Raw genomic sequence first — 20,634 nt, 5'->3', positions numbered from 1 at the left:
ACCTCACTTATATCGTTGTATCCATTATAACGAGGTTTGCTTATAAAAATACACAAAAACCCCGAATTATGGACTTTTTTTAAGTGTCCACGATTCGGGGTACAGTTCAAATGGTGAAAGAGCCTTTTTATCACTTGTTGGATGATGGTTGTTTTAATACATATTGTTTAATTGCGTATGCAACGCCATGTTCATCATTTGTTAATGTCACTACATCACATAGTTTCTTTACATCTTCTTCGGCATTTCCCATTGCGACAGATAGACCTGCTAGTTCAAGCATTGGCACATCGTTAAAGTTATCACCGATTGCCACGGTATCTCTAAGCGGAATGTTGAAATGTGCCGCCATTTCTCGTAGTCCATTTCCTTTATGTCCGTCTTTATCCATAATTTCCAAGTTTGTTGGTGCCGACGCTGTAACCATAATCTCTTTATCTTTTTGTAAAGTTTGTAGTAGTGCCGAGCGGTGTCCGGCATGGAAAGTTAAAATAAAGAATTTAGATATTTCTAAGTCTGCGTTACTTATAACATCTTCGATTTTTTGAAAATCAGTAATTAGGTTCGATTTTTTTTGTTTCTCTGTAATTCTTTCTAATTCTTCTATTGTAACGTCAAGTTCATGCTTATTTTCCTCAAATGTACGCATGACTTGTTCATTCCAATTATAAGGAGCATAGACTCCTTGATTTGTATATAATTTATATGGAAAACCTTCAGATTCTAGTAATTTTGCAAGCTTGTATACTTTATCATTTTGTAAACAGCGAGAATTAATTACGTTTCCATCCACATATACAATTGCCCCATTGCTTGCTCCAACTGGAAGTGATAACTTATATTCTTCCAATACCTTTAAAGCATCTTCCTTTGCACGGCCAGAACAAATCATTATAATATGTCCAGCTTCTTGTGCAGCATGAATTGCTTGTAAGTTTTCTTTGGAGATTTCAAGATTAGATGATAAAAGTGTACCATCCATATCTAATGCGATTAATTTCAAAATGACCACCTCTTTGCTTTTATTATACATAGTTATGTTGAGGAAATATATCAACTTTGAGATAAAAAGTAGAAGTCAGGAAGTAATCTATTTTAAGGAGAGATAGGAAAGGATCGTTATCATTTGTTTATCCCGTAACAGCTTGACTGGCGAAGGCTCATAATCGGTGGGGGGTGATAAAGGTTCACTTTCATACGCTTATTTTTATGAATGTAATACAAATGTTACATTCGCGTTACAAACGATAAAACGACAGAAATCCTTATATAAAAGGATATGAGTATATATTTTTTATTATCTTGTAAAAAAAACGTCATGAATTTTGCAAATGATATTGCGGATGAAGAGAAGTTATGTTACATTATTGTTACAAAGGTTACATAAAACAAATCATTGTAACGATAAGATGAAAACTATGAATCAATCATTTCTTTAAAATGATATAGAGATACATATAAAAGGAGAGGGAAAATATGAACAAAGAGCAAGTGTTACAAGTAACGAAAATGGATTTTTTAGGATCAGCAAGCGGGGCAGCAGCATTAACAGCATTCATCATATTTTTAGCTAACGTTTTAGCGTAAGAATTGAAATACATATGCAAAATGAAGGGAGCATAAACAATATGGAAAACAAAGAAGCATTACAAGTAACAAAGATGGATTTCTTAGGATCAGCAGGTGGAGCAGCAGTATTAACAGCGCTAATCGTATTTCTTTCAAGTGTTTTCGTATAATAGAAGTTTTATGCTTCATATATAAATAAAAGGAAGGGAGAATGAGGAATATGGAACAAGTATTACAAGTAACAAAGATGGATCTTTTAGGAACAGCAAGCGGAGCAGCCGTGTTAACAATGTTAATCGTATTCCTTGCAAATGTATTAGTATGATGAATAGAAATAGAAAGAATTTTTCATATTTGATTCGAACCATTATTCTAACAAGATAAAAGCTCTAACATATTATCAATAATTAATATGTTAGAGCTTTTTTTATTTTTGGGTGTTTTGTTTCTTTGTTGGAAATAAGCTAACTTTTACATAGAAAAAAGTCGAATTTTATATGGGAGAAAAAAAGAGGAATTTGACAGAAAAAATAGAAAATTTAAAAAGTCAGAAATTTGTTAGCTTGCTAACTAATTTGCTGTTAGTACCTAGAAGAATTTTCGAATGGTTTTAAGTATGTCATATTCAATTCATTTACAGGGGGATGAGAAAGTTATGAAACAAAAATCTATGGATGCTTTGACTACACAAATGGAGGATTTTTTCCCAGTACGTGATGTAGACCATGTAGAATTTTATGTAGGAAATGCAAAGCAGGCAAGTTATTATCTCGCGAGAGCATTTGGCTTCAAAATTGTAGCTTATTCTGGATTAGAGACAGGAAACCGCGAAAAGGTATCTTATGTTCTTGTACAAAAAAATATGCGCTTTGTTGTGTCTGGAGCGTTAAATAGTGATAACCGTATCGCGGAATTTGTAAAACTTCATGGAGACGGGGTAAAAGATGTTGCGTTACTTGTTGACGATGTCGAGAAAGCATACTCAGAAGCTGTGAAACGAGGTGCTGTTGCAATTTCTCCTCCAGAAGAGTTAACAGATGAGCATGGAGCATTAAAAAAAGCAGTAATTGGTACGTATGGGGATACAATTCATACGCTTATAGAGCGTAAAAACTATAAAGGAACATTTATGCCTGGCTATGAAAAAGCTGAGTTCGAAGTTCCGTCAGAAGAATCAGGTTTAATTGCTGTTGATCATGTTGTCGGTAACGTTGAGAAAATGGAAGAATGGGTTAGCTATTACGAAAATGTTATGGGCTTTAAACAAATGATTCATTTTGATGATGAAGATATTAGTACGGAATATTCTGCGTTGATGTCAAAAGTTATGACAAATGGAAGCCGTATTAAATTCCCAATTAATGAACCTGCAGAGGGAAAACGAAAGTCGCAAATACAAGAATACTTAGAGTTTTACAATGGTGAGGGTGTACAGCATCTTGCATTGTTGACAAATGATATTGTCAAAACAGTTGAAGCGCTTCGTGCCAATGGAGTTGAATTTCTAGACACACCAGATACGTATTATGAAGAATTAACTGCACGTGTTGGAGAAATCGATGAGGAAGTTGAAAGATTAAAAGAGCTTAAGATTTTAGTAGACCGTGATGATGAAGGATACTTACTACAAATTTTTACAAAACCGATTGTAGATCGTCCAACATTATTTATTGAAATTATCCAGCGTAAAGGCTCTCGTGGATTCGGAGAAGGGAACTTTAAGGCGTTATTTGAATCAATTGAAAGAGAGCAAGAACGTCGCGGAAACCTATAAAATGTGTATCCACCAGTAAGAAATCGGACTGCTGGTGGATACGTTATTTGATGATAAGCAAGGAGGAGTATTGATGAAATTTGTTACGTTTCGTCTTCCTTCACAAGAGATGCGAGCAGGGTGGTTAGAAGGCGATCAAGTGATTGATATGAATATAGCAAGTGGTGGCGTACTTCCTTCTACAATGCTGGCTTTTTTAGAGAAAGCTGATGAGCACTTAGAGATTGCACGTCGTATTCAAAAGCCGACAAGTGGTATATACCCGTTAGAACATGTAAAACTTTGTGCTGCACTTCCGAATCCGAGCAGTATACGCGATTTCTATGCATTTGAACAGCATGTCAAAACAGCTCGTGGACGTCGCGGTTTAGATGTCGTTCCTGAATGGTATGATATTGCGGTTTTTTATTTTACGAATCACCGTGCTGTAATTGGTCCAGAACATGTTGTTATTGGACCGAAGAATACGAAGAAGCTTGATTATGAATTAGAAATTGCTTGTGTTATAGGGAAAGAAGGTAGAGATATTCCACGTGAACAAGCGGAAGAGTATATTTTTGGTTATTGTATTATGAATGATTGGAGTGCAAGGGATTTACAAGCAAAAGAGATGAAAGTTGGGCTTGGACCAGCAAAAGGAAAAGATTTTGCCACTTCATTAGGTGCTTATCTTGTTACAAAAGATGAGCTGGACACATATCGATTACAGGATCGTTATAACTTGGAAATGACCGCCCGTGTAAATGGAAATCTCTTATCCAAAGGGAATTTTCAAGATATTTATTATACGTTTGCAGAAATGATTGAACGTGCCTCTGAAAACGTTACGTTATACCCTGGAGATGTAATAGGTTCTGGAACAGTAGGGACTGGATGCATTTTAGAATTAGGGACGGAGCAGTGGCTACAAGATGGCGATGTGGTAGAACTTGAAATTACAGGATTAGGTACACTGCGTAATATAGTTAAAAAAGAAACGAAAGCAGGTGATGACCATGTATTATCGTCACATGGGAGAACTTCCCCATAAAAGACATGTACAATTTCGTAAAAAAGATGGATCACTTTACCGTGAACAAGTAATGGGAACAAAAGGTTTTTCGGGAACACAATCCATTTTATATCATCACTATATGCCGACGGAAGTAGAGCACGCTACATTAGCGTATTCTTGTCAATTACAGTATGAAGAAGAGGGGGCGCTTTCGCATCGTCATTTTCGTACGAAGGAGAATCAAAAGAAAGGCGATGCAATAAGTGGGAGGAACTTTATATTAGGAAATGAAGATTTGTTAATTGGCGTCGTACATCCGACGGAAAAAATGGATTATTTTTACCGTAATGGTGATGGAGATGAGATGTTATTTATCCATCATGGAACTGGAAAAATCGAAACGATGTTTGGAACGATTCATTATCGAAAAGGAGATTATATAACGATTCCAATCGGTACAATATATCGAATAATTCCAGACGAAGGTGAATCTAAGTTTCTTGTTGTAGAGGCGAATAGTCAAATTACAACACCGCGTCGTTATCGGAATGAGTATGGTCAGTTATTAGAACATAGTCCTTTCTGCGAGAGAGATATTCGCGGTCCAGAGAAACTGGAGACATATGATGAAAAGGGTGAATTTGTCGTTATGACAAAATCACGTGGATCTATGCATAAGCATGTTTTAGGTCATCATCCGTTAGATGTCGTTGGTTGGGACGGATATTTATATCCATGGGTCTTTAATATTGAGGATTTTGAACCTATTACAGGCCGCATTCATCAACCACCACCAGTTCATCAAACATTTGAAGGGCATAACTTTGTTATTTGTTCTTTTGTACCTCGTTTATATGATTACCATCCTAAGGCTATTCCAGCACCATATTATCATAGTAACGTGAATAGTGATGAGGTTCTGTATTATGTAGAAGGAAACTTTATGAGTAGGAAGGGTGTAGAAGAGGGATCTATTACACTCCATCCAAGTGGAATTCCTCATGGACCGCATCCGGGAAAAACAGAAGCGAGTTTAGGGAAAAAGGAAACAATTGAATTAGCGGTTATGATTGATACATTCCGTCCATTGCGCATTGTAAAACAAGCGCATGAAATAGAAGATGAAAAGTATATGTATAGTTGGATTGAAAAAAATTCTTATACAGTTAAATAGAAGAAAAAGCATGTTCAAAAAATGAACATGCTCTTTCTTTTTGGAATCGACAATGTATAGAATAGCAAAAATAACCAAAAAAAGATATAGAGATATAATGTTTGTTTCCTTTTGATTAGTTGAGATGTAATGTTGTAATATTTATGCGCTACATACGATGTAGGAAATGGTGAGCGACGTGTGTTTTTCATAATAACGGAATTTTTGTTTTGAAAATTTACATTTTTCTGTAATTGGTATAACATAATAAATGGCTAAATGAAGGGGGAAAAATATGAAGGAAACATGGCGTGAGTTGAGAGGGATGGATCGTAATGTATGGATTCGATTTATAGGAGAAACGTTAAATGGAATTGCGATGATGATGTTGATGCCGTTTTTTGCATTGTACTTAAAAGATCGTGTAGATTCCTTATTTCAGGTAGGAATTATTATGGCGCTTTCTCCTGTCGCAGCGAGTGTCGGTTCTCTTATAGGGGGAAGAATTGCTGATATATATGGAAGAAAGCCTATTATGATTTTTTCGATGGCTAGTAATGCGCTCTTGATGCTCGGCTTTTTATTTATAGAAGGATTTATTCCTTACGCTATATTATCTACTCTTTTAGGATTTAGTAACTCGTTATTTCATCCAGCGGCATCTGCGATGGTAGCCGATGTTACTGCACCTGAAAAAAGAACAGAAGCATATGGTTTATTGCGGATGGGACATAATATTGGTGCAGCAATTGGACCGATTCTAGGGTCATTGGTCGTTGTACTATCAAAAGACCTTGTGTTTATTATTGCAGCATCTACTATGTTGTTTTATACATTGCTTGTCTTCATATTAATTCGTGAAACAATGCCGAAAGCTCAGGTTGGTCAGGCAAAGAGTGAAAGCAAGCAAAGAGGTTCTGTTTGGAAAGTTGTTTTAAAAGATAGAGTTTTAATGATTTATTTATTGGCAGGAATTATTATTTCAATGGGATTTTCTCAAACGGAGGGAATGCTCCCGCTTCATTTTGATAATGAAATGAAAGATATATTTGGGAAAAATAATCCGTATCCATATTTAATGGCTTTAAATGGTCTGTTAGTTGTTTTATTTCAATTTCAAATTTCTAAATGGGCAACAGATAAGCCAGTTGGGAAGACGATGTTATATGGTGCGTGGTTATTTGGATTTGGTTTGTTTTTTATAGGATGGGTACCAAAGTGGTTTGGCAGCTTTGGAGCCAATGCCACAGTTCTCTTCATCACATTGCTAATTATATATGCTATATACACATTAGGAGAGATGATTATGTCCCCTGTACAAATGACATTTGTTGCTAATTTGGCACCGGAACATTTACGCGGGACATATATGGGTGCGGCAAGTTTACAATGGATTACAGGGAATGCGTTTGGCCCTCTTTTAGGAGGTGTGTTACTTGACCGTTTATTAGGACACTTATTATTTACAATTTTAGGGATAGGGTGTATAGTAGCAGGTCTTGTATACATATCATTAGATCATCTTGTTGAAAAGAAGCAAAAGGAAAATGTAGTAAAGCAATCTTTATAATGAATAGGTGACATACACAAAAGGGATGAGTTTTTCATATTTTAGGTACATAACTAGATGCTTTCATAATCTTACTTTAAAGGATGTTTTTCTAGATCATCAAGAAAATTATATACTTCCAATAGAGAAACCAATAAACGGTGCTTTTCTGTTGTTTGTGGAAGTTTCATTTTATTTCAAATAGAACTACCTATTTTTATAAAAAGTGCTAAAATAGAAAAATGAAAACAATTGGTTAGGGTGATTTCATTGACGAAAATTAAATTAGGTTTATTATATGGTGGAAAATCAGCAGAGCATCAAGTTTCATTACAAACAGCTCTAGCTGCTATTAAAGCATTAAATCAAGAAAAATTCGAGATTCATCCAATTTATATTACAGAGCAAGGCCAATGGATGCGTGGGGAACGCATTGAAGGCGAAGTAACAAGTGTGGAAGCTTTACAAATGAGTGGAGAAGTGAATGCAATTTCTCCGGTATCACTAAGTACAGAAATTATCCCTGCACCTGCTTCTAAGCAAGAGGAAGCAATTGATGTTATTTTCCCATTGCTACACGGGCCAAACGGTGAAGATGGAACAGTACAAGGACTATTAGAATTAATGAACATACCATACGTTGGAAATGGCGTGTTGGCATCAGCTGCTGGTATGGATAAAGTTGTGATGAAAAATATTTTTGCAGAAGCTGGATTAAATCAAGCAAAATATACATCTTTCGTTCGAAGTGTATGGGAGAAAAATCGTGAAGAAGCTTATGAAAAAGTAGAAGAAGCGTTAGGATATCCATGCTTTGTAAAACCAGCAAACCTTGGATCAAGCGTTGGTATTAATAAATGTAAAGATCGTGAAGAATTAGAGAAAGCATTTGAGGAAGCGTTCCAATTTGACCGTAAAATTATTGTAGAAGAAAATATTATCGGTCGTGAAGTGGAAGTGGGCGTTTTAGGAAATGATGATCCGAAATGTTCTGTTGTAGGTGAGATTGTACCTAAGAAAGAATTCTATGATTATAAATCAAAATATATTGATGGTGATACAGCATTAATTATCCCTGCTGAAATTACAGAAGAAGAAACAGCTATAATTCAGCGAGATGCGATTCGTGCATTCCAAGCTTTAGATGGTGCGGGCTTAACGAGAGCTGACTTCTTCTTAACAAAAGATGGCGAAGTTTATATTAATGAAGTAAATACAATGCCAGGATTTACACCATTTAGTATGTTCCCATTATTATGGCAACATACGGGATTGCCATATCCGGAGTTAATTGAAGAATTAATTCGTTTAGCAATTGAGCGTCACAAGGAAAAACAAAAAATTAAATATACAATCTAACAAAAAAAGGAGGAGGCACTATTCATAAGAATAGTGCTTCCTCTATGTAAGGAGTGTTTCATATGATAAAACGAACGTTAAAGCAAATCGAGCAAATGGTAAATGGAACAGGCTTAGCAGAGAAATATTTTGATATGACTGCACAAGGTGTTTCAATTGATACACGGAAAATTGAAAAAGGGAATATATATGTGCCGATTCAAGGTGAACGTTTCGATGGTCATTCATTTGTAGAAAAAGCAATAGAGAGCGGTGCTGTAGCTACACTTTGGAAAAGAGATGTACAAAATCCACCGACGAATATGCCAGTTATTTTTGTAGAAGATACATTGGAAGCATTGCAAATGTTAGCTAAAAACTATCGTGATCAATTGAATGTAAAAGTTGTTGGGGTAACAGGAAGTAATGGTAAGACATCTACAAAAGATATTGTGACGAGTCTTCTTGCGACTAAATTTAAAGTCCAAAAAACAGAAGGTAATTTTAACAATCATATCGGTCTGCCTCTTACGATTTTGAATTTGGAAGAGGATACAGAAATTGCTGTTTTAGAAATGGGAATGTCTAGTAGAGGAGAAATTGAATTTTTATCTAAGCTAGCTCGTCCGAATGCCGCGATTATTACAAACATTGGAGAAGCTCATTTGATGGATTTAGGTTCTCGAGATGCAATTGCAGAAGCGAAGCTTGAGATTGTTACTGGATTACAAGAAGGTGGAGTATTTGTATATAACGGGGATGAGCCTTTATTAACAAATCGTGTACCGAAAATGAATTTAGCGGTAGATACGATTACATTTGGCGATGCTAGAGCGAATGATTATTATCCAACTTCTGTGACATTACAAGCAACTGGAACGCATTTTACAATGAACCGAGATGAAACTGTATTGTTCTATTTGCCCGTTCTTGGGAAGCATAATGTATATAATGCACTTGCATCCATGGCAATTGCGAAATACTTTGGTGTGACATGGGAAGAAATGAAACAAGGTCTAGTGACGCTTCAAATGACAGGAATGCGTATGGAAGTTGTAAAAACAAATAGCGGATTAACAATTATTAATGATGCGTACAATGCAAGTCCAACTGCAATGGAAGCTGCTTTTCATTTAATGAACGGTTTAGATGGGTTTGCTAAAAAGATTGTTGTTCTTGGTGATATGTTAGAACTTGGAGACCAAGAAGTACAATTTCATTATGAGGTAGGTAAGCTCATTGATCCTGCACGAATTTCTTATGTCTTCACATATGGTAGATTAGGAGCTCAAATTGCTGAAGGAGCAAAAATTAATTTTCCAAATGAACGTGTGAAGGCGTATGACAATAAGGAAGAATTAGTAAAAGATCTAAAAGCTGTCGTAAATATGGAAGACGTAGTGTTGGTGAAAGCATCTCGCGGTATGAAAATGGAAGAAATCATTACAATGTTGAAATAATTGGTGTATATAAATAGGAATGTTCATCACAAAAATAGCGGAAACTTATAATAAGCGCTTACAGTGAAAATTAAAAAGAGAAAGTGAAGAAAAAAGCCCTATATTATGAAATAAGGTAACAGTTGGGGTTTGCTTTTTACACATACAAAACTTATAATTGATAAAGTGTAATAACGTTTAGAAGTATTTTCGTGACGAATATACGCCCGTTTATATACGTGAGCATTCAGGAAAAGGGCTTTTCCGCAAACACGGAAAAAGCCTTTTTTTAAATGATAAGTAATAGGATAAGAAAAGGAGAAGTAACATTGACAACATTTCGAGAATTAGGATTAAGCGATTCTTTACTGCAATCTGTTGAAAAAATGGGCTTTGAAGAGGCTACGCCAATTCAAGCTGAAACAATTCCACATGCATTGCAAGGTAAAGACATTATTGGGCAAGCGCAAACAGGTACAGGGAAAACAGCTGCATTCGGATTACCACTATTAGAAAAAGTGGATACAAATAAAGAAATGGTTCAAGGGATTGTTATCGCGCCAACACGTGAATTAGCAATTCAAGTAGGTGAAGAACTTTACAAAATTGGTCAACATAAGCGCGTTCGTATTTTACCAATCTATGGTGGCCAAGATATTAACCGTCAAATTCGTGCACTAAAAAAACGTCCACACATTATTGTTGGTACGCCAGGACGTATTTTAGATCATATCAATCGTAAAACACTTCGTTTACAAAATGTAGAAACAGTTGTTCTTGATGAAGCGGATGAAATGCTAAACATGGGCTTTATTGAAGATATTGAGGCGATTTTAACAGATGTGCCAGAAACGCATCAAACGCTATTATTCTCAGCGACAATGCCAGAGCCGATTCGTCGCATTGCTGAACGTTTCATGACTGAGCCTCAGCATATTAAAGTAAAAGCAAAAGAAGTAACAATGCCGAATATCCAGCAGTTCTATTTAGAAGTACAAGAAAAGAAAAAATTTGACGTATTAACACGCTTATTAGATATTCAATCTCCAGAACTTGCAATTGTATTTGGTCGTACAAAGCGACGTGTTGATGAATTATCAGAAGCATTAAACTTACGTGGTTATGCAGCGGAAGGTATTCATGGTGATTTAACACAAGCGAAACGTATGTCTGTACTTCGTAAATTTAAAGAAGGTTCTATTGAAGTTCTTGTTGCAACAGATGTAGCAGCACGTGGTCTTGATATTTCAGGTGTAACGCACGTATACAACTTCGATATTCCACAAGATCCAGAATCATACGTTCACCGTATTGGCCGTACGGGACGTGCTGGTAAAACAGGTCTTGCGATGTTATTTGTAACACCGCGTGAAATGGGACAATTGAAAAATATCGAGCGTACAACAAAGCGTAAAATGGATCGTATGAAAGCACCAACACTTGATGAAGCATTAGAAGGACAACAACGTCTTATTGCGGAAAAACTACAAAGCACAATTGAAAATGATAATTTATCATACTACAAACGTATTGCAGAAGAAATGTTAGAAGAAAATGATTCTGTAGCGGTTGTAGCAGCTGCTTTAAAAATGATGACAAAAGAGCCGGATACAACGCCGATCTCTTTAACATCAGAACCGCCTGTAGTTTCACGTGGTGCTAAGAAACGAAGCGGTGGATACCGTGATGGTAACCGTAACCGTAGTCGTGACCGTGATGGCCGTAATCGCGATCGTAATCGTGACGGTAATCGCAACCGTGGTCGTAAAGGCGAAGGTCGCTCTGGATCTTCAAATGGACGCGGTGAAAGAAAACATCATAGCCGTAAGCCACAAGCTTAATAAAAAGAGGATGATTTTTGAATCATCCTCTTTTTTGTGCATATATGATGCTATAATGAGAGCTTTTCCATCTTATAAGTTCTACATCAATGTTTATTTTGTAAAAAAGGTGCCCCAATACCCCCGATTAAGAGGCCGGTTAAATGGCTGATCGGATTGGAAGAAGAATTAAAGAAAGTAAAGAGAAGAAGGATAAATAGAATTGAAAAAAATAACATGAGTTCCTTTCCATTTATATCGCGATAGCGGCTGTAAAAAATGAAAAGTTGTGCGCCGAGTAGACCGAATATGCTACCTGATGCCCCGGCATGGGTATATGTAATGGACATAACGAGGTAAGAGAGAATATTACCGCTAATACCAGCGGTGAAAAAAATAATAGAAAAAGCGATGCTGCCTAAGTATTTTTCAATTGAAAGGCCGAGAATAAGTAAACAAATCATATTTGAAAGAAAATGCTGGAAGTCGACGTGAAGAAAAAGGGAAGTTATAAATCGCCACCATTCTCCTTTTGATATGAATTCATTGTAGGCGGCTAAAGTAGAGAAGAAAAAATGTCCTAATAGCATCATAAGAACTTGTAAGAAGAGTAAAGAGAAGGTGACGGGTTGTGAGCTGACTCGTATATACGGCAATATTCTTGGCATTTTATAATCCCACCTTTTGCATCGAAAAGATTCTCTGTTATTCTTACAATATGAATGAAGAGAGACAAATAGAAGAAGGGGATTGTTAGGATGATTCTAGGTATTGGGATAGACATTATTGAGTTAAATCGAATTGAAAAGATGATAAATGGAAAATTGCATTTTATGGAGCGGATTTTGACTGAAACAGAACGCAACGTTGCTGCTAAGTTAAAGGGGAAGCGTCTTGTAGAATTTGTAGCAGGAAGATTTGCAGCGAAAGAGGCGTATTCTAAAGCTGTTGGAACAGGTATTGGAAAAGAAGTGAGTTTTTTAGATATTGAAATAAAAAATGATCCAAAAGGGAAACCAGTACTTTTCACAAATACGGAATATATTGTCCATCTATCAATTAGCCATAGTAGAGAATTCGCAGTTGCTCAAGTTGTTTTAGAAAGCTCGTCATGCTAGTCTGCATATTTTGAAACTTTGTCTCATATATTTGAGGTAGCGATAGGGAAGAAATATCTTCCATTTATTTATGGGGCAAAGGGGCTGAAATGATGAAAAGGCAGCTATTTTTAGTGATTGTCGGTTTATTGACCGTTTTTGTGCTAACGGGTTGCATGGAGAAGAAACAGGAAGATGTCGTGCGGGATTTAGAAGCGAAAGTGAAAGGGATGAAGAGCTACCAGGCTGAAGCGACATTGTCTATTAAGACAGGGAATGAACCGCAAGAGTACAAAGTAGAAGTTTGGCACAAAGAGCCTGCTTATTATCGTGTGAATTTGAAAAATGCGAAGAAAGATCAAAGTCAAATTATTTTAAGAAATAATGAAGGTGTGTTTGTGTTAACACCATCTCTTAATAAAAGTTTTCGCTTCCAAAGTGATTGGCCACAAAATAGTAGTCAAGCTTATTTATATGAGTCGCTTGTAAGAGACATCTTAAAGGATAAGAAGAATCTCTCATTTAAAAAGACCGATAAATACTATGTATTTAAGACAAAAACGAATTATCATCATCAAAACATGTTGCCGCAGCAGGAAATAAAATTGAATAAGAGTGATTTAACACCTGTTTCAGTAAAACTAATGGATAACGATCAAAATGTTCTTGTGAAAGTCGACTTCTCAAAGGTGAAATTTGATGCGAAATTTGATAAAGGTGCTTTTGATATGAAACAAAATATGTCAAGAGCACAAATGGATGTACAAACAACCGTGAAAGAAGATAAGTCATTTGCTATTTTATATCCGCGCGATACCCCACAAGGTGTTGTTTTAAAAGAAGAGAAAGAGTTAAAGACAGACAGTGGCAAGCGTGCGATTCTCACATACACTGGAGATAAGAAATCCTTTACTTTAATACAAGAAAAGGCAAAAGTTGCGGAGGCTTCGTCGCCAATTCATGTAAGTGGAGAGTTAGTTGACCTAGGTTTTACAATTGGCGCGTTAACAAAGGACTCTTTAACATGGTCTCATAACGGAGTGGAATATATGCTTGTGTCTAAAGGTTTAAAACAAGAAGAGTTGTTAATGGTTGCTCGTTCTGTTACAGAAAAGCAGGTGAAATGACCTTTTTTAGACGTGGTGATATATACACCACGTTTTTTTCTTGCTTCAAGGAATGGATTTCATGAAAAGTTGCATATAAAAGAATAAGCTTCGTATATCTTATATAAGGAAGTGTGTTTTTTTATGGAAGAATTATCGTTTTACCGTGATACGTGGGTTGAAGTAGACTTGGATGCAATTTATAACAATGTTATGCGCATGAAAGAATTAATCCGAGATGATGTAGAGATTTTTGCTGTAGTAAAAGGGAATGCGTATGGACATGACTATGTACCAGTAGCCAAAACGGCCCTAGAGGCCGGAGCGACAAGATTAGCAGTTGCGTTTTTAGATGAAGCTTTGATCCTTCGGCGTGCAGGTATTACAGCACCTATTTTAGTATTAGGTCCCTCAGCGCCACGCGATGTAAATGTAGCTGCGGAACATGATGTTACATTAACTGTGTTTCAAAAAGAATGGGTGGAAGAAGCGATAAAACTTTGGAATAGTCCAGTTCCAATGAAATTTCATCTTAACTTTGATAGTGGCATGGGGCGAATTGGAATTCGTGAGTACGGGGAATTAGAAACGTTTTTACGAAGTTTAGAAAATGCTCCATTTCTAGAGTTTGAAGGAGTTTATACACATTTTGCAACAGCGGACGAAGTAGAGACATCGTACTTTGACAAACAATACAATACATTTTTAGAGCAAATGAGTTGGTTAGAAAAGCTTGGCGTCAGTCCAAAGCTTGTTCATACAGCAAATAGTGCAGCTACTTTGAGATTCCATGGAATTACATTTAATGCTGTTCGGATTGGAATTGCAATGTATGGGTTAACACCATCTATGGAAATAAGCCCTTTTTTACCAATAAAATTAGAACCTGCCCTTTCTCTTCATTCAACTATTGCGCATATAAAGCAAGTTATGAAAGGAGATGGGGTTAGCTATGGTGTTACGTACCGGACGAGGACGGAGGAGTGGATTGCTACTATACCGATTGGTTATGCGGATGGCTGGCTTAGAAGATTACAAGGATTTAAAGTGCTTGTAAATGGAAAGCGAGTTCCGATTGTAGGTAGAGTTACAATGGACCAGTTGATGTTACGTCTTCCTTGTAAAGTTCCTCTTGGTACAAAAGTCACACTTATTGGCAAACAAGGGAGTGAATATATTCGTGCAGCAGACATTGCGGAGTACACAAATACGATTCATTATGAGATTATAACAACGATTAGTTTTCGTGTACCACGTATATTCATTCGAAATGGGAAAGTAGTAGAAGTAATCAACTATTTGAATGATATATAAAAGAAGTATTTAAGATTAGCTCGTAGGCATAAAGGTATTATATGATGTTGAAATTAGAAAAGGAAAAAATAAAAGAGAATGAATGTTTTGTTTGTGAATTGGAAAACATAAGCAAGGAATAAGGAAGTCTTTGCAACAGGCTCCATACAATGGTATTATTACAATAGGTGTCATATATATTTGAGTGTGTAGTTGACGGTGGAGGTGTATTTTTGTGTCCGAATCAAGTGTAACTACTGAAATCGTGGTTCGGTTGCCAAAGCAAGTGGTGACGGAATTGGACGGGATTGGAAAACAAGAGAATAAGAATCGCCATGAACTAATTTGCCAGGCAACACAACTGTTATTGCGTCAACATAAGACGAAAAAACGCTACCAACATGAATCAATGCGACGTGGGTACATTGAAATGGGAAAAATTAATCTTGGTATTGCATCTGAAGCTTTCTTAGCAGAGTATGAAGCAGCTCATACAGTAGAACGCTTAGTAAGCGGGGGGTAATATTTTGATTGTAAAACGCGGCGACGTGTATTTTGCAGACCTTTCCCCAGTTGTTGGTTCTGAGCAAGGAGGCGTTCGTCCGGTTCTTGTCATTCAAAATGACATCGGAAATCGTTTTAGTCCGACTGTGATTGTAGCAGCGATTACTGCACAGATTCAGAAAGCAAAATTGCCCACGCATGTGGAGATTGATGCGAAGAAGTACGGATTTGAGAGGGATTCTGTGATCTTGCTCGAGCAGATTCGAACAATCGATAAGCAACGCTTAACGGATAAAATCACACATTTAGATGAAGTGATGATGATTCGTGTAGATGAGGCTTTACAAATTAGTTTAGGACTAATAGATTTTTAAATCGGCAGTTTAAGTTGCTCTTTGTAGGGGCAACTTTTTTTATTAGAGGAGGTTTCGATTGTATATGGAAATGGTAGATAATCGTCAAGTGTTAATGAAAATGTTAGTAAAAGAATTAGGCTTTACTGAAAAACAAATTCGTCATGTGATTCAATTAACAGAAGAGGGTAACACAGTTCCATTTATTGCTCGTTACCGAAAAGAATGGACAGGTTCTTTAGATGAAGTGCAGATTCGGGCAATCTTAGATAGATGGCAGTATGTCATGCAACTGGAAGATCGAAAAGAAGAAGTGATTCGTCTAATCGATGAAAAGGGTAAATTGACAGCAGAGTTGCGTCAACAGATTATTGCTGCAACAAAATTGCAGGAAGTAGAGGACTTATACCGTCCTTATAAAGAAAAGAGAAGAACAAAAGCAACGATAGCGAAGGAAAAAGGATTAGAGCCGTTAGCGGAATGGTTATTGCTATTTTCAAAAGAGGAGCCGCTATTAAAAGCGAAGTCTTTTATAAATACTGAGAAAAAAGTGGACTCGGCAGAGGACGCATTACAAGGAGCGCAGGACATTATTGCCGAAGTGATTTCAGATAATGCTTCCTATCGCACTTGGATTCGAAATATTACTTTTAAAAAAGGGATGATTTCTTCTTCTGTGAAAGATGAAGAAAAAGATGAAAAGAACATATATGAGATGTATTACAGTTATGAAGAACCGATTCAAAAAATCGTACCACATCGTGTGCTAGCTATAAATCGTGGTGAAAAAGAAGAGATATTAAAAGTTTCTATTGTTCCGCCTGTAGAAGAAGTGATTCGTTTTTTACATAAGAAAGTGATTTGTGATGAATCTTCAAAAAGTGCCATGTATGTACAATTAGCGCTTGAAGATGGATATAAACGTTTAATTCAGCCGTCGATTGAAAGGGAAATTCGTAAGGAATTAACAGAAGCAGCAGAAGAGCAAGCGATTCATATTTTTGCTGAGAATTTACGTAACTTATTATTGCAGCCACCTATGAAGGGGAAAGTTGTATTGGCGGTAGACCCTGCATATAGAACAGGTTGTAAATTGGCAGTAGTCGATGATACAGGAAAGGTACTGCATATTGATGTCATTTATCCACATCCACCTGTGAAAAAGTACGATGATGCAAAACAGAAAGTTCTTTCTATTATAAATCAGTATGAAGTACAAATGATTGCAATTGGAAATGGAACAGCTTCAAGGGAAACAGAAGAATTTATTGTGGATGTCTTGCAAGATGTCAAACAAGATGTATTTTACATGATTGTCAATGAGGCGGGAGCTAGTGTATATTCAGCTTCTGATTTAGCACGTGAAGAATTTCCAAATTTACAAGTTGAAGAGAGAAGTGCAGTTTCAATTGGTCGTCGTTTACAAGATCCGCTTGCTGAATTGGTAAAGATAGATCCAAAATCAGTTGGAGTTGGGCAATATCAACATGATGTATCGCAAAAGAAATTGAACGAATCATTAACATTTGTAGTGGAAACAGCTGTTAACCAAGTTGGGGTGAATGTAAATACAGCTTCGGTGCCACTATTACAATATGTATCAGGATTATCAAAAACAGTTGCGAAAAATATTGTTGTGAAACGCGAAGAGAATGGGAAATTTACAAATCGTGCAGAGCTTAAGAATATACCGCGATTAGGTGCGAAAACATATGAACAATGTATCGGGTTCTTACGGATATTAGAAGGGGAAAACCCATTAGATCGAACAAGTATTCACCCTGAACAGTATAAGAATGTTGAATTGTTATTAAACAAAATAGGGTTAGCAATTCAAGATGTAGGAACACCAGAACTACAAAAACGTTTAGAAGGAGTAGACGTTTCGGAATTATCTTCAGAAACGAATATTGGTGAACCTACTTTAATGGATATTATAGATGCTTTAATTAGCCCTGAACGAGACTTGCGTGATGAATTACCGAAACCGCTGCTTAAAAAGGGTATTTTGAAACTAGAAGATTTAAAGCGCGGTATGGAATTGGAAGGGACTGTTCGAAACGTTGTCGATTTCGGTGCTTTTATAGATATTGGTGTGAAGCAAGATGGGTTGGTACATATTTCTAAGTTAAGTAAGCAGTTTGTAAAGCATCCATTAGATGTTGTGTCGGTTGGACAAATTGTAAAGGTATGGGTAGACGATGTGGATATGAAAAAGGGACGTGTAGCTTTATCCATGTTGCCTATCGAGTAAGAAAGAAAAGAGAGCAGAAAAGATTGCTCTCTTTTCTTTATGGTAGTTTGCGTGATAAAAAAATAAGTATTCGTTAGGAACGTGGAAGTGCAGTTGAATTTTGACTTGTGTTGCTATAATAAAACCAGCATTCATTTAAAAGTTTAATTTGATACCGGTTTTTTTCAAAATATGCACGCTGCATTTGTTTTCGAAGCCATGTGGGCACGCGTATCCCTCCTTGTTTTATCCTACTCAAATAAGTAGTTTCCTTGTTTACAAAGATGAAAAAGTATATAGATGTGTCGTGTTAGAAACTCCCTATAAGAGTTTGGGGAAGAGACTTCTATTAGTTATCCCGTTATTTTAGGGCAGTAACAGCCCGATTGGTGAAGGTATAATCAGGTGGGGATGAAGAACCCCCCTGCTGATTAAAGTTTCATTATTATAGAAGGTTTTCCTTTTGTATGAGGATGGGTATATGTACTATTTAATATATGTATCAAAAGCGAGAAAAGTGTAAATTTATTTTTCATTTAGGAGGAATAAAGGTGAATGACAAAGAAATTCAAAGACTTGTAGAAGAAATATCATTACGATATTTTGAAAAGCCATTTTTACATAGAGCGACATTTAATATGCGATTACGCACAACAGGCGGGCGATATGTATTAAAAAGCCACAATATAGAACTGAATTATCATTACTACAAATTATATGGGGAAGAAGAATTGATTGGAATCATTAAGCATGAACTATGTCATTATCATTTGCATATTGAAGGAAAAGGATATCAGCATAGGGATCGTGACTTTCGTCAACTATTAGAAAAAGTGGATGCACCTCGATTTTGTAAGAGAATACCTGTATCAAATAAAGGAGAGAGAACGTATGTATATGAATGTACGGATTGTTCATTTCAATATGTGCGCAGGCGTCAAATGAATATAAAAAAATATGTGTGCGGAAGGTGTAAGGGGAAATTAAAACAAATTGAAAAACGCCTTGACAGTTAAAAAGCAATCCAGTATATTATAAACATGTCACGTTTGGACAAAATGTAAAAAACATCTTGACTTACAACGTGAATTTTTATAAGATACAAATTGTCTTTATTCCGCAGTAGCTCAGTGGTAGAGCTATCGGCTGTTAACCGATCGGTCGTAGGTTCGAGTCCTACCTGCGGAGCCATACAGAGAAGTACCCAAGAGGCTCAAGGGGCTCCCCTGCTAAGGGAGTAGGTCGCTAACGCGGCGCGAGGGTTCGAATCCCTTCTTCTCTGCCATTTCTATTGGCCCGTTGGTCAAGTGGTTAAGACACCGCCCTTTCACGGCGGTAACACGGGTTCGAATCCCGTACGGGTCACCACTTTTGGAGGATTAGCTCAGCTGGGAGAGCACCTGCCTTACAAGCAGGGGGTCGGCGGTTCGATCCCGTCATCCTCCACCATATTTCATATAGAAATAAGTAGATTAAGTTTAAATGGTCCCGTGGTGTAGTGGTTAACATGCCTGCCTGTCACGCAGGAGATCGCCGGTTCGACCCCGGTCGGGACCGCCATTTTCACTTCTGCTAGTAGCAGTTGTTTTTTATTGGTTACTATGATATAATATTTTGCGTCACAAAAAAACATTTTGATGGGCTATAGCCAAGCGGTAAGGCAACGGACTTTGACTCCGTCATGCGCTGGTTCGAATCCAGCTAGCCCAGCCATTTGCGAGCCATTAGCTCAGTTGGTAGAGCATCTGACTTTTAATCAGAGGGTCGAAGGTTCGAGTCCTTCATGGCTCACTCTTTTTTATTTCCGCGGGTGTGGCGGAATTGGCAGACGCACCAGACTTAGGATCTGGCGCCTTTGGCGTGGGGGTTCGACTCCCTTCACCCGCATATGCGGTCGTGGCGGAATGGCAGACGCGCTAGGTTGAGGGCCTAGTGGGGGAAACCCCGTGGAGGTTCAAGTCCTCTCGGCCGCACCAAAGAAAAATAAAAAAGTACTTGCAATTGAAAATGTGTTATGGTAAGATAATTAAGTCGCCAAGAGATGGTGATGAAAAAACATTATAAATAAGCGCCCGTAGCTCAATTGGATAGAGCGTTTGACTACGGATCAAGAGGTTAGGGGTTCGACTCCTCTCGGGCGCGCCATTAACGGGAAGTGGCTCAGCTTGGTAGAGCACCTGGTTTGGGACCAGGGGGTCGCAGGTTCAAATCCTGTCTTCCCGACCACGCGGGTGTAGTTTAGTGGTAAAACAAGAGCCTTCCAAGCTCTGGTCGAGAGTTCGATTCTCTTCACCCGCTTTTAGTTCTTTGAAAACTGAACGAAACAAACAACGTGAAACGTCAATTTTTATTTATGATGCTAGACAAACTTTATTGGAGAGTTTGATCCTGGCTCAGGATGAACGCTGGCGG

The 20,634-nt window shown here is 37.2% G+C and carries 20 protein-coding genes and 12 tRNA genes; 29 read left to right on the top strand and 3 right to left on the bottom strand.

Annotated elements, in window-relative coordinates:
* Positions 1 to 130 precede the first annotated feature (130 nt).
* Positions 131 to 1,003, bottom strand: a complete 873-nt coding sequence (locus tag MR058_RS21835) for a Cof-type HAD-IIB family hydrolase (protein ID WP_242145817.1) — start codon at positions 1,001 to 1,003, stop codon at positions 131 to 133.
* 473 nt (positions 1,004 to 1,476) lie between these two features.
* Between MR058_RS21835 and MR058_RS21830 the strand changes: the two genes are divergently transcribed.
* From MR058_RS21830 to cshA, 10 genes are all read left to right on the top strand, one after another.
* A complete protein-coding gene (locus MR058_RS21830; protein WP_242145816.1) occupies positions 1,477 to 1,587 on the top strand; it encodes a DUF3948 family protein in 111 nt (36 codons plus the stop codon).
* A 41-nt stretch (positions 1,588 to 1,628) separates the two neighbouring features.
* Positions 1,629 to 1,739, top strand: coding sequence for a DUF3948 family protein (locus MR058_RS21825; RefSeq protein ID WP_242145815.1), 111 nt, complete (start codon positions 1,629 to 1,631; stop codon positions 1,737 to 1,739).
* Positions 1,740 to 1,780: 41 nt separating this feature from the next.
* The gene (locus MR058_RS21820) at positions 1,781 to 1,894 is read left to right on the top strand and encodes a DUF3948 family protein (protein WP_242145814.1); all 114 of its coding nucleotides are present in this window, start codon (positions 1,781 to 1,783) and stop codon (positions 1,892 to 1,894) included.
* Positions 1,895 to 2,224: 330 nt separating this feature from the next.
* Complete coding sequence (hppD, locus tag MR058_RS21815; protein ID WP_242145813.1) at positions 2,225 to 3,343, top strand: 4-hydroxyphenylpyruvate dioxygenase; 1,119 nt, start codon at positions 2,225 to 2,227, stop codon at positions 3,341 to 3,343.
* A 73-nt stretch (positions 3,344 to 3,416) separates the two neighbouring features.
* Positions 3,417 to 4,373 carry a fumarylacetoacetate hydrolase family protein gene (locus tag MR058_RS21810; protein ID WP_242145812.1) on the top strand — a complete coding sequence of 319 codons (957 nt, stop codon included), beginning with the start codon at positions 3,417 to 3,419 and terminating at the stop codon, positions 4,371 to 4,373.
* Positions 4,339 to 5,511 (top strand): homogentisate 1,2-dioxygenase, encoded by a 1,173-nt coding sequence (locus MR058_RS21805; protein ID WP_242145811.1) that lies wholly within the window; start codon positions 4,339 to 4,341, stop codon positions 5,509 to 5,511. Before MR058_RS21810 ends, MR058_RS21805 begins: the two co-directional genes overlap by 35 nt.
* Before the next feature lie 274 nt (positions 5,512 to 5,785).
* A complete protein-coding gene (locus tag MR058_RS21800) occupies positions 5,786 to 7,060 on the top strand; it encodes an MDR family MFS transporter (protein WP_242145810.1) in 1,275 nt (424 codons plus the stop codon).
* Between the two features lie 249 nt (positions 7,061 to 7,309).
* On the top strand, positions 7,310 to 8,398 hold the full coding sequence (locus MR058_RS21795; protein WP_242145809.1) for a D-alanine--D-alanine ligase: 1,089 nt from the start codon (positions 7,310 to 7,312) through the stop codon (positions 8,396 to 8,398).
* A gap of 62 nt (positions 8,399 to 8,460) precedes the next feature.
* A complete protein-coding gene (locus MR058_RS21790) occupies positions 8,461 to 9,837 on the top strand; it encodes a UDP-N-acetylmuramoyl-tripeptide--D-alanyl-D-alanine ligase (protein ID WP_242145808.1) in 1,377 nt (458 codons plus the stop codon).
* 308 nt (positions 9,838 to 10,145) lie between these two features.
* Complete coding sequence (gene cshA, locus MR058_RS21785) at positions 10,146 to 11,657, top strand: degradosome RNA helicase CshA (RefSeq protein WP_277926666.1); 1,512 nt, start codon at positions 10,146 to 10,148, stop codon at positions 11,655 to 11,657.
* 86 nt (positions 11,658 to 11,743) lie between these two features.
* On the opposite strand, the gene MR058_RS21780 is transcribed toward cshA, so the two are convergent.
* Positions 11,744 to 12,304 (bottom strand): rhomboid family intramembrane serine protease, encoded by a 561-nt coding sequence (locus tag MR058_RS21780; RefSeq protein WP_242145806.1) that lies wholly within the window; start codon positions 12,302 to 12,304, stop codon positions 11,744 to 11,746.
* Between the two features lie 90 nt (positions 12,305 to 12,394).
* Between MR058_RS21780 and acpS the strand changes: the two genes are divergently transcribed.
* The 6 genes from acpS to MR058_RS21750 all read left to right on the top strand — a co-directional run bounded on the left by acpS (position 12,395) and on the right by MR058_RS21750 (position 18,243).
* On the top strand, positions 12,395 to 12,754 hold the full coding sequence (gene acpS, locus MR058_RS21775; RefSeq protein ID WP_242145805.1) for a holo-ACP synthase: 360 nt from the start codon (positions 12,395 to 12,397) through the stop codon (positions 12,752 to 12,754).
* Between the two features lie 155 nt (positions 12,755 to 12,909).
* Positions 12,910 to 13,860 carry a LolA family protein gene (locus MR058_RS21770; protein ID WP_242145818.1) on the top strand — a complete coding sequence of 317 codons (951 nt, stop codon included), beginning with the start codon at positions 12,910 to 12,912 and terminating at the stop codon, positions 13,858 to 13,860.
* A gap of 123 nt (positions 13,861 to 13,983) precedes the next feature.
* Positions 13,984 to 15,153, top strand: coding sequence for an alanine racemase (alr, locus tag MR058_RS21765; protein WP_242145804.1), 1,170 nt, complete (start codon positions 13,984 to 13,986; stop codon positions 15,151 to 15,153).
* 214 nt (positions 15,154 to 15,367) lie between these two features.
* Positions 15,368 to 15,655: an antitoxin EndoAI gene (locus MR058_RS21760; RefSeq protein ID WP_000004571.1), complete on the top strand. Its 288-nt coding sequence runs from the start codon at positions 15,368 to 15,370 to the stop codon at positions 15,653 to 15,655.
* 4 nt (positions 15,656 to 15,659) lie between these two features.
* Positions 15,660 to 16,010, top strand: a complete 351-nt coding sequence (ndoA, locus tag MR058_RS21755; RefSeq protein ID WP_000635963.1) for a type II toxin-antitoxin system endoribonuclease NdoA — start codon at positions 15,660 to 15,662, stop codon at positions 16,008 to 16,010.
* Positions 16,011 to 16,074: 64 nt separating this feature from the next.
* Entirely contained in the window at positions 16,075 to 18,243 is a 2,169-nt protein-coding gene (locus tag MR058_RS21750) for a Tex family protein (RefSeq protein ID WP_242145803.1), read from the top strand.
* A 73-nt stretch (positions 18,244 to 18,316) separates the two neighbouring features.
* On the opposite strand, the gene cmpA is transcribed toward MR058_RS21750, so the two are convergent.
* The gene (gene cmpA / locus MR058_RS21745) at positions 18,317 to 18,451 is read right to left on the bottom strand and encodes a cortex morphogenetic protein CmpA (protein WP_087094358.1); all 135 of its coding nucleotides are present in this window, start codon (positions 18,449 to 18,451) and stop codon (positions 18,317 to 18,319) included.
* A 322-nt stretch (positions 18,452 to 18,773) separates the two neighbouring features.
* Here cmpA and MR058_RS21740 point away from each other — a divergent pair, with 322 nt between their 5' ends.
* The 13 genes from MR058_RS21740 (at position 18,774) to MR058_RS21680 (ending at position 20,520) form a co-directional block, all read left to right on the top strand.
* Complete coding sequence (locus MR058_RS21740) at positions 18,774 to 19,238, top strand: SprT family protein (RefSeq protein ID WP_242145802.1); 465 nt, start codon at positions 18,774 to 18,776, stop codon at positions 19,236 to 19,238.
* Between the two features lie 100 nt (positions 19,239 to 19,338).
* A tRNA-Asn gene (locus MR058_RS21735) sits at positions 19,339 to 19,413 on the top strand.
* 3 nt (positions 19,414 to 19,416) lie between these two features.
* Positions 19,417 to 19,507: transfer RNA gene (locus MR058_RS21730), tRNA-Ser, on the top strand.
* An 8-nt stretch (positions 19,508 to 19,515) separates the two neighbouring features.
* Positions 19,516 to 19,590: transfer RNA gene (locus tag MR058_RS21725), tRNA-Glu, on the top strand.
* Between the two features lie 5 nt (positions 19,591 to 19,595).
* A tRNA-Val gene (locus tag MR058_RS21720) sits at positions 19,596 to 19,671 on the top strand.
* A 35-nt stretch (positions 19,672 to 19,706) separates the two neighbouring features.
* Positions 19,707 to 19,782 (top strand) — tRNA-Asp (locus MR058_RS21715).
* Positions 19,783 to 19,860: 78 nt separating this feature from the next.
* Positions 19,861 to 19,935, top strand: a tRNA-Gln gene (locus MR058_RS21710).
* Between the two features lie 5 nt (positions 19,936 to 19,940).
* Positions 19,941 to 20,013: transfer RNA gene (locus MR058_RS21705), tRNA-Lys, on the top strand.
* A gap of 15 nt (positions 20,014 to 20,028) precedes the next feature.
* A tRNA-Leu gene (locus MR058_RS21700) sits at positions 20,029 to 20,109 on the top strand.
* Between the two features lie 3 nt (positions 20,110 to 20,112).
* Positions 20,113 to 20,198: transfer RNA gene (locus MR058_RS21695), tRNA-Leu, on the top strand.
* Between the two features lie 92 nt (positions 20,199 to 20,290).
* Positions 20,291 to 20,367, top strand: a tRNA-Arg gene (locus tag MR058_RS21690).
* A 4-nt stretch (positions 20,368 to 20,371) separates the two neighbouring features.
* Positions 20,372 to 20,448 (top strand) — tRNA-Pro (locus MR058_RS21685).
* A 1-nt stretch (position 20,449) separates the two neighbouring features.
* A tRNA-Gly gene (locus MR058_RS21680) sits at positions 20,450 to 20,520 on the top strand.
* Positions 20,521 to 20,634 lie beyond the last annotated feature (114 nt).

This window comes from Bacillus cereus group sp. BfR-BA-01430 (genome assembly GCF_022663115.1).
Taxonomy (GTDB): Bacteria; Bacillota; Bacilli; order Bacillales; family Bacillaceae_G; genus Bacillus_A; species Bacillus_A cereus_BD.
The sequence above is the reverse complement of the archived record's forward strand: the minus strand, read 5'-3'. Positions and strand labels throughout refer to the sequence as shown.

Bases quoted from the DNA above. Each gene is read 5' to 3' on its own strand.
- MR058_RS21825 (WP_242145815.1), top strand. From the start codon at position 1,629: ATGGAAAACAAAGAAGCATTACAAGTAACAAAGATGGATTTCTTAGGA.
- MR058_RS21790 (WP_242145808.1), top strand. From the start codon at position 8,461: ATGATAAAACGAACGTTAAAGCAAATCGAGCAAATGGTAAATGGAACA.
- alr (WP_242145804.1), top strand. From the start codon at position 13,984: ATGGAAGAATTATCGTTTTACCGTGATACGTGGGTTGAAGTAGACTTG.
- MR058_RS21800 (WP_242145810.1), top strand. From the start codon at position 5,786: ATGAAGGAAACATGGCGTGAGTTGAGAGGGATGGATCGTAATGTATGG.
- acpS (WP_242145805.1), top strand. From the start codon at position 12,395: ATGATTCTAGGTATTGGGATAGACATTATTGAGTTAAATCGAATTGAA.
- MR058_RS21750 (WP_242145803.1), top strand. From the start codon at position 16,075: ATGGAAATGGTAGATAATCGTCAAGTGTTAATGAAAATGTTAGTAAAA.
- MR058_RS21830 (WP_242145816.1), top strand. From the start codon at position 1,477: ATGAACAAAGAGCAAGTGTTACAAGTAACGAAAATGGATTTTTTAGGA.
- MR058_RS21805 (WP_242145811.1), top strand. From the start codon at position 4,339: ATGTATTATCGTCACATGGGAGAACTTCCCCATAAAAGACATGTACAA.
- MR058_RS21820 (WP_242145814.1), top strand. From the start codon at position 1,781: ATGAGGAATATGGAACAAGTATTACAAGTAACAAAGATGGATCTTTTA.
- hppD (WP_242145813.1), top strand. From the start codon at position 2,225: ATGAAACAAAAATCTATGGATGCTTTGACTACACAAATGGAGGATTTT.
- MR058_RS21780 (WP_242145806.1), bottom strand. From the start codon at position 12,304: ATGCCAAGAATATTGCCGTATATACGAGTCAGCTCACAACCCGTCACC.
- MR058_RS21810 (WP_242145812.1), top strand. From the start codon at position 3,417: ATGAAATTTGTTACGTTTCGTCTTCCTTCACAAGAGATGCGAGCAGGG.
- MR058_RS21770 (WP_242145818.1), top strand. From the start codon at position 12,910: ATGGAGAAGAAACAGGAAGATGTCGTGCGGGATTTAGAAGCGAAAGTG.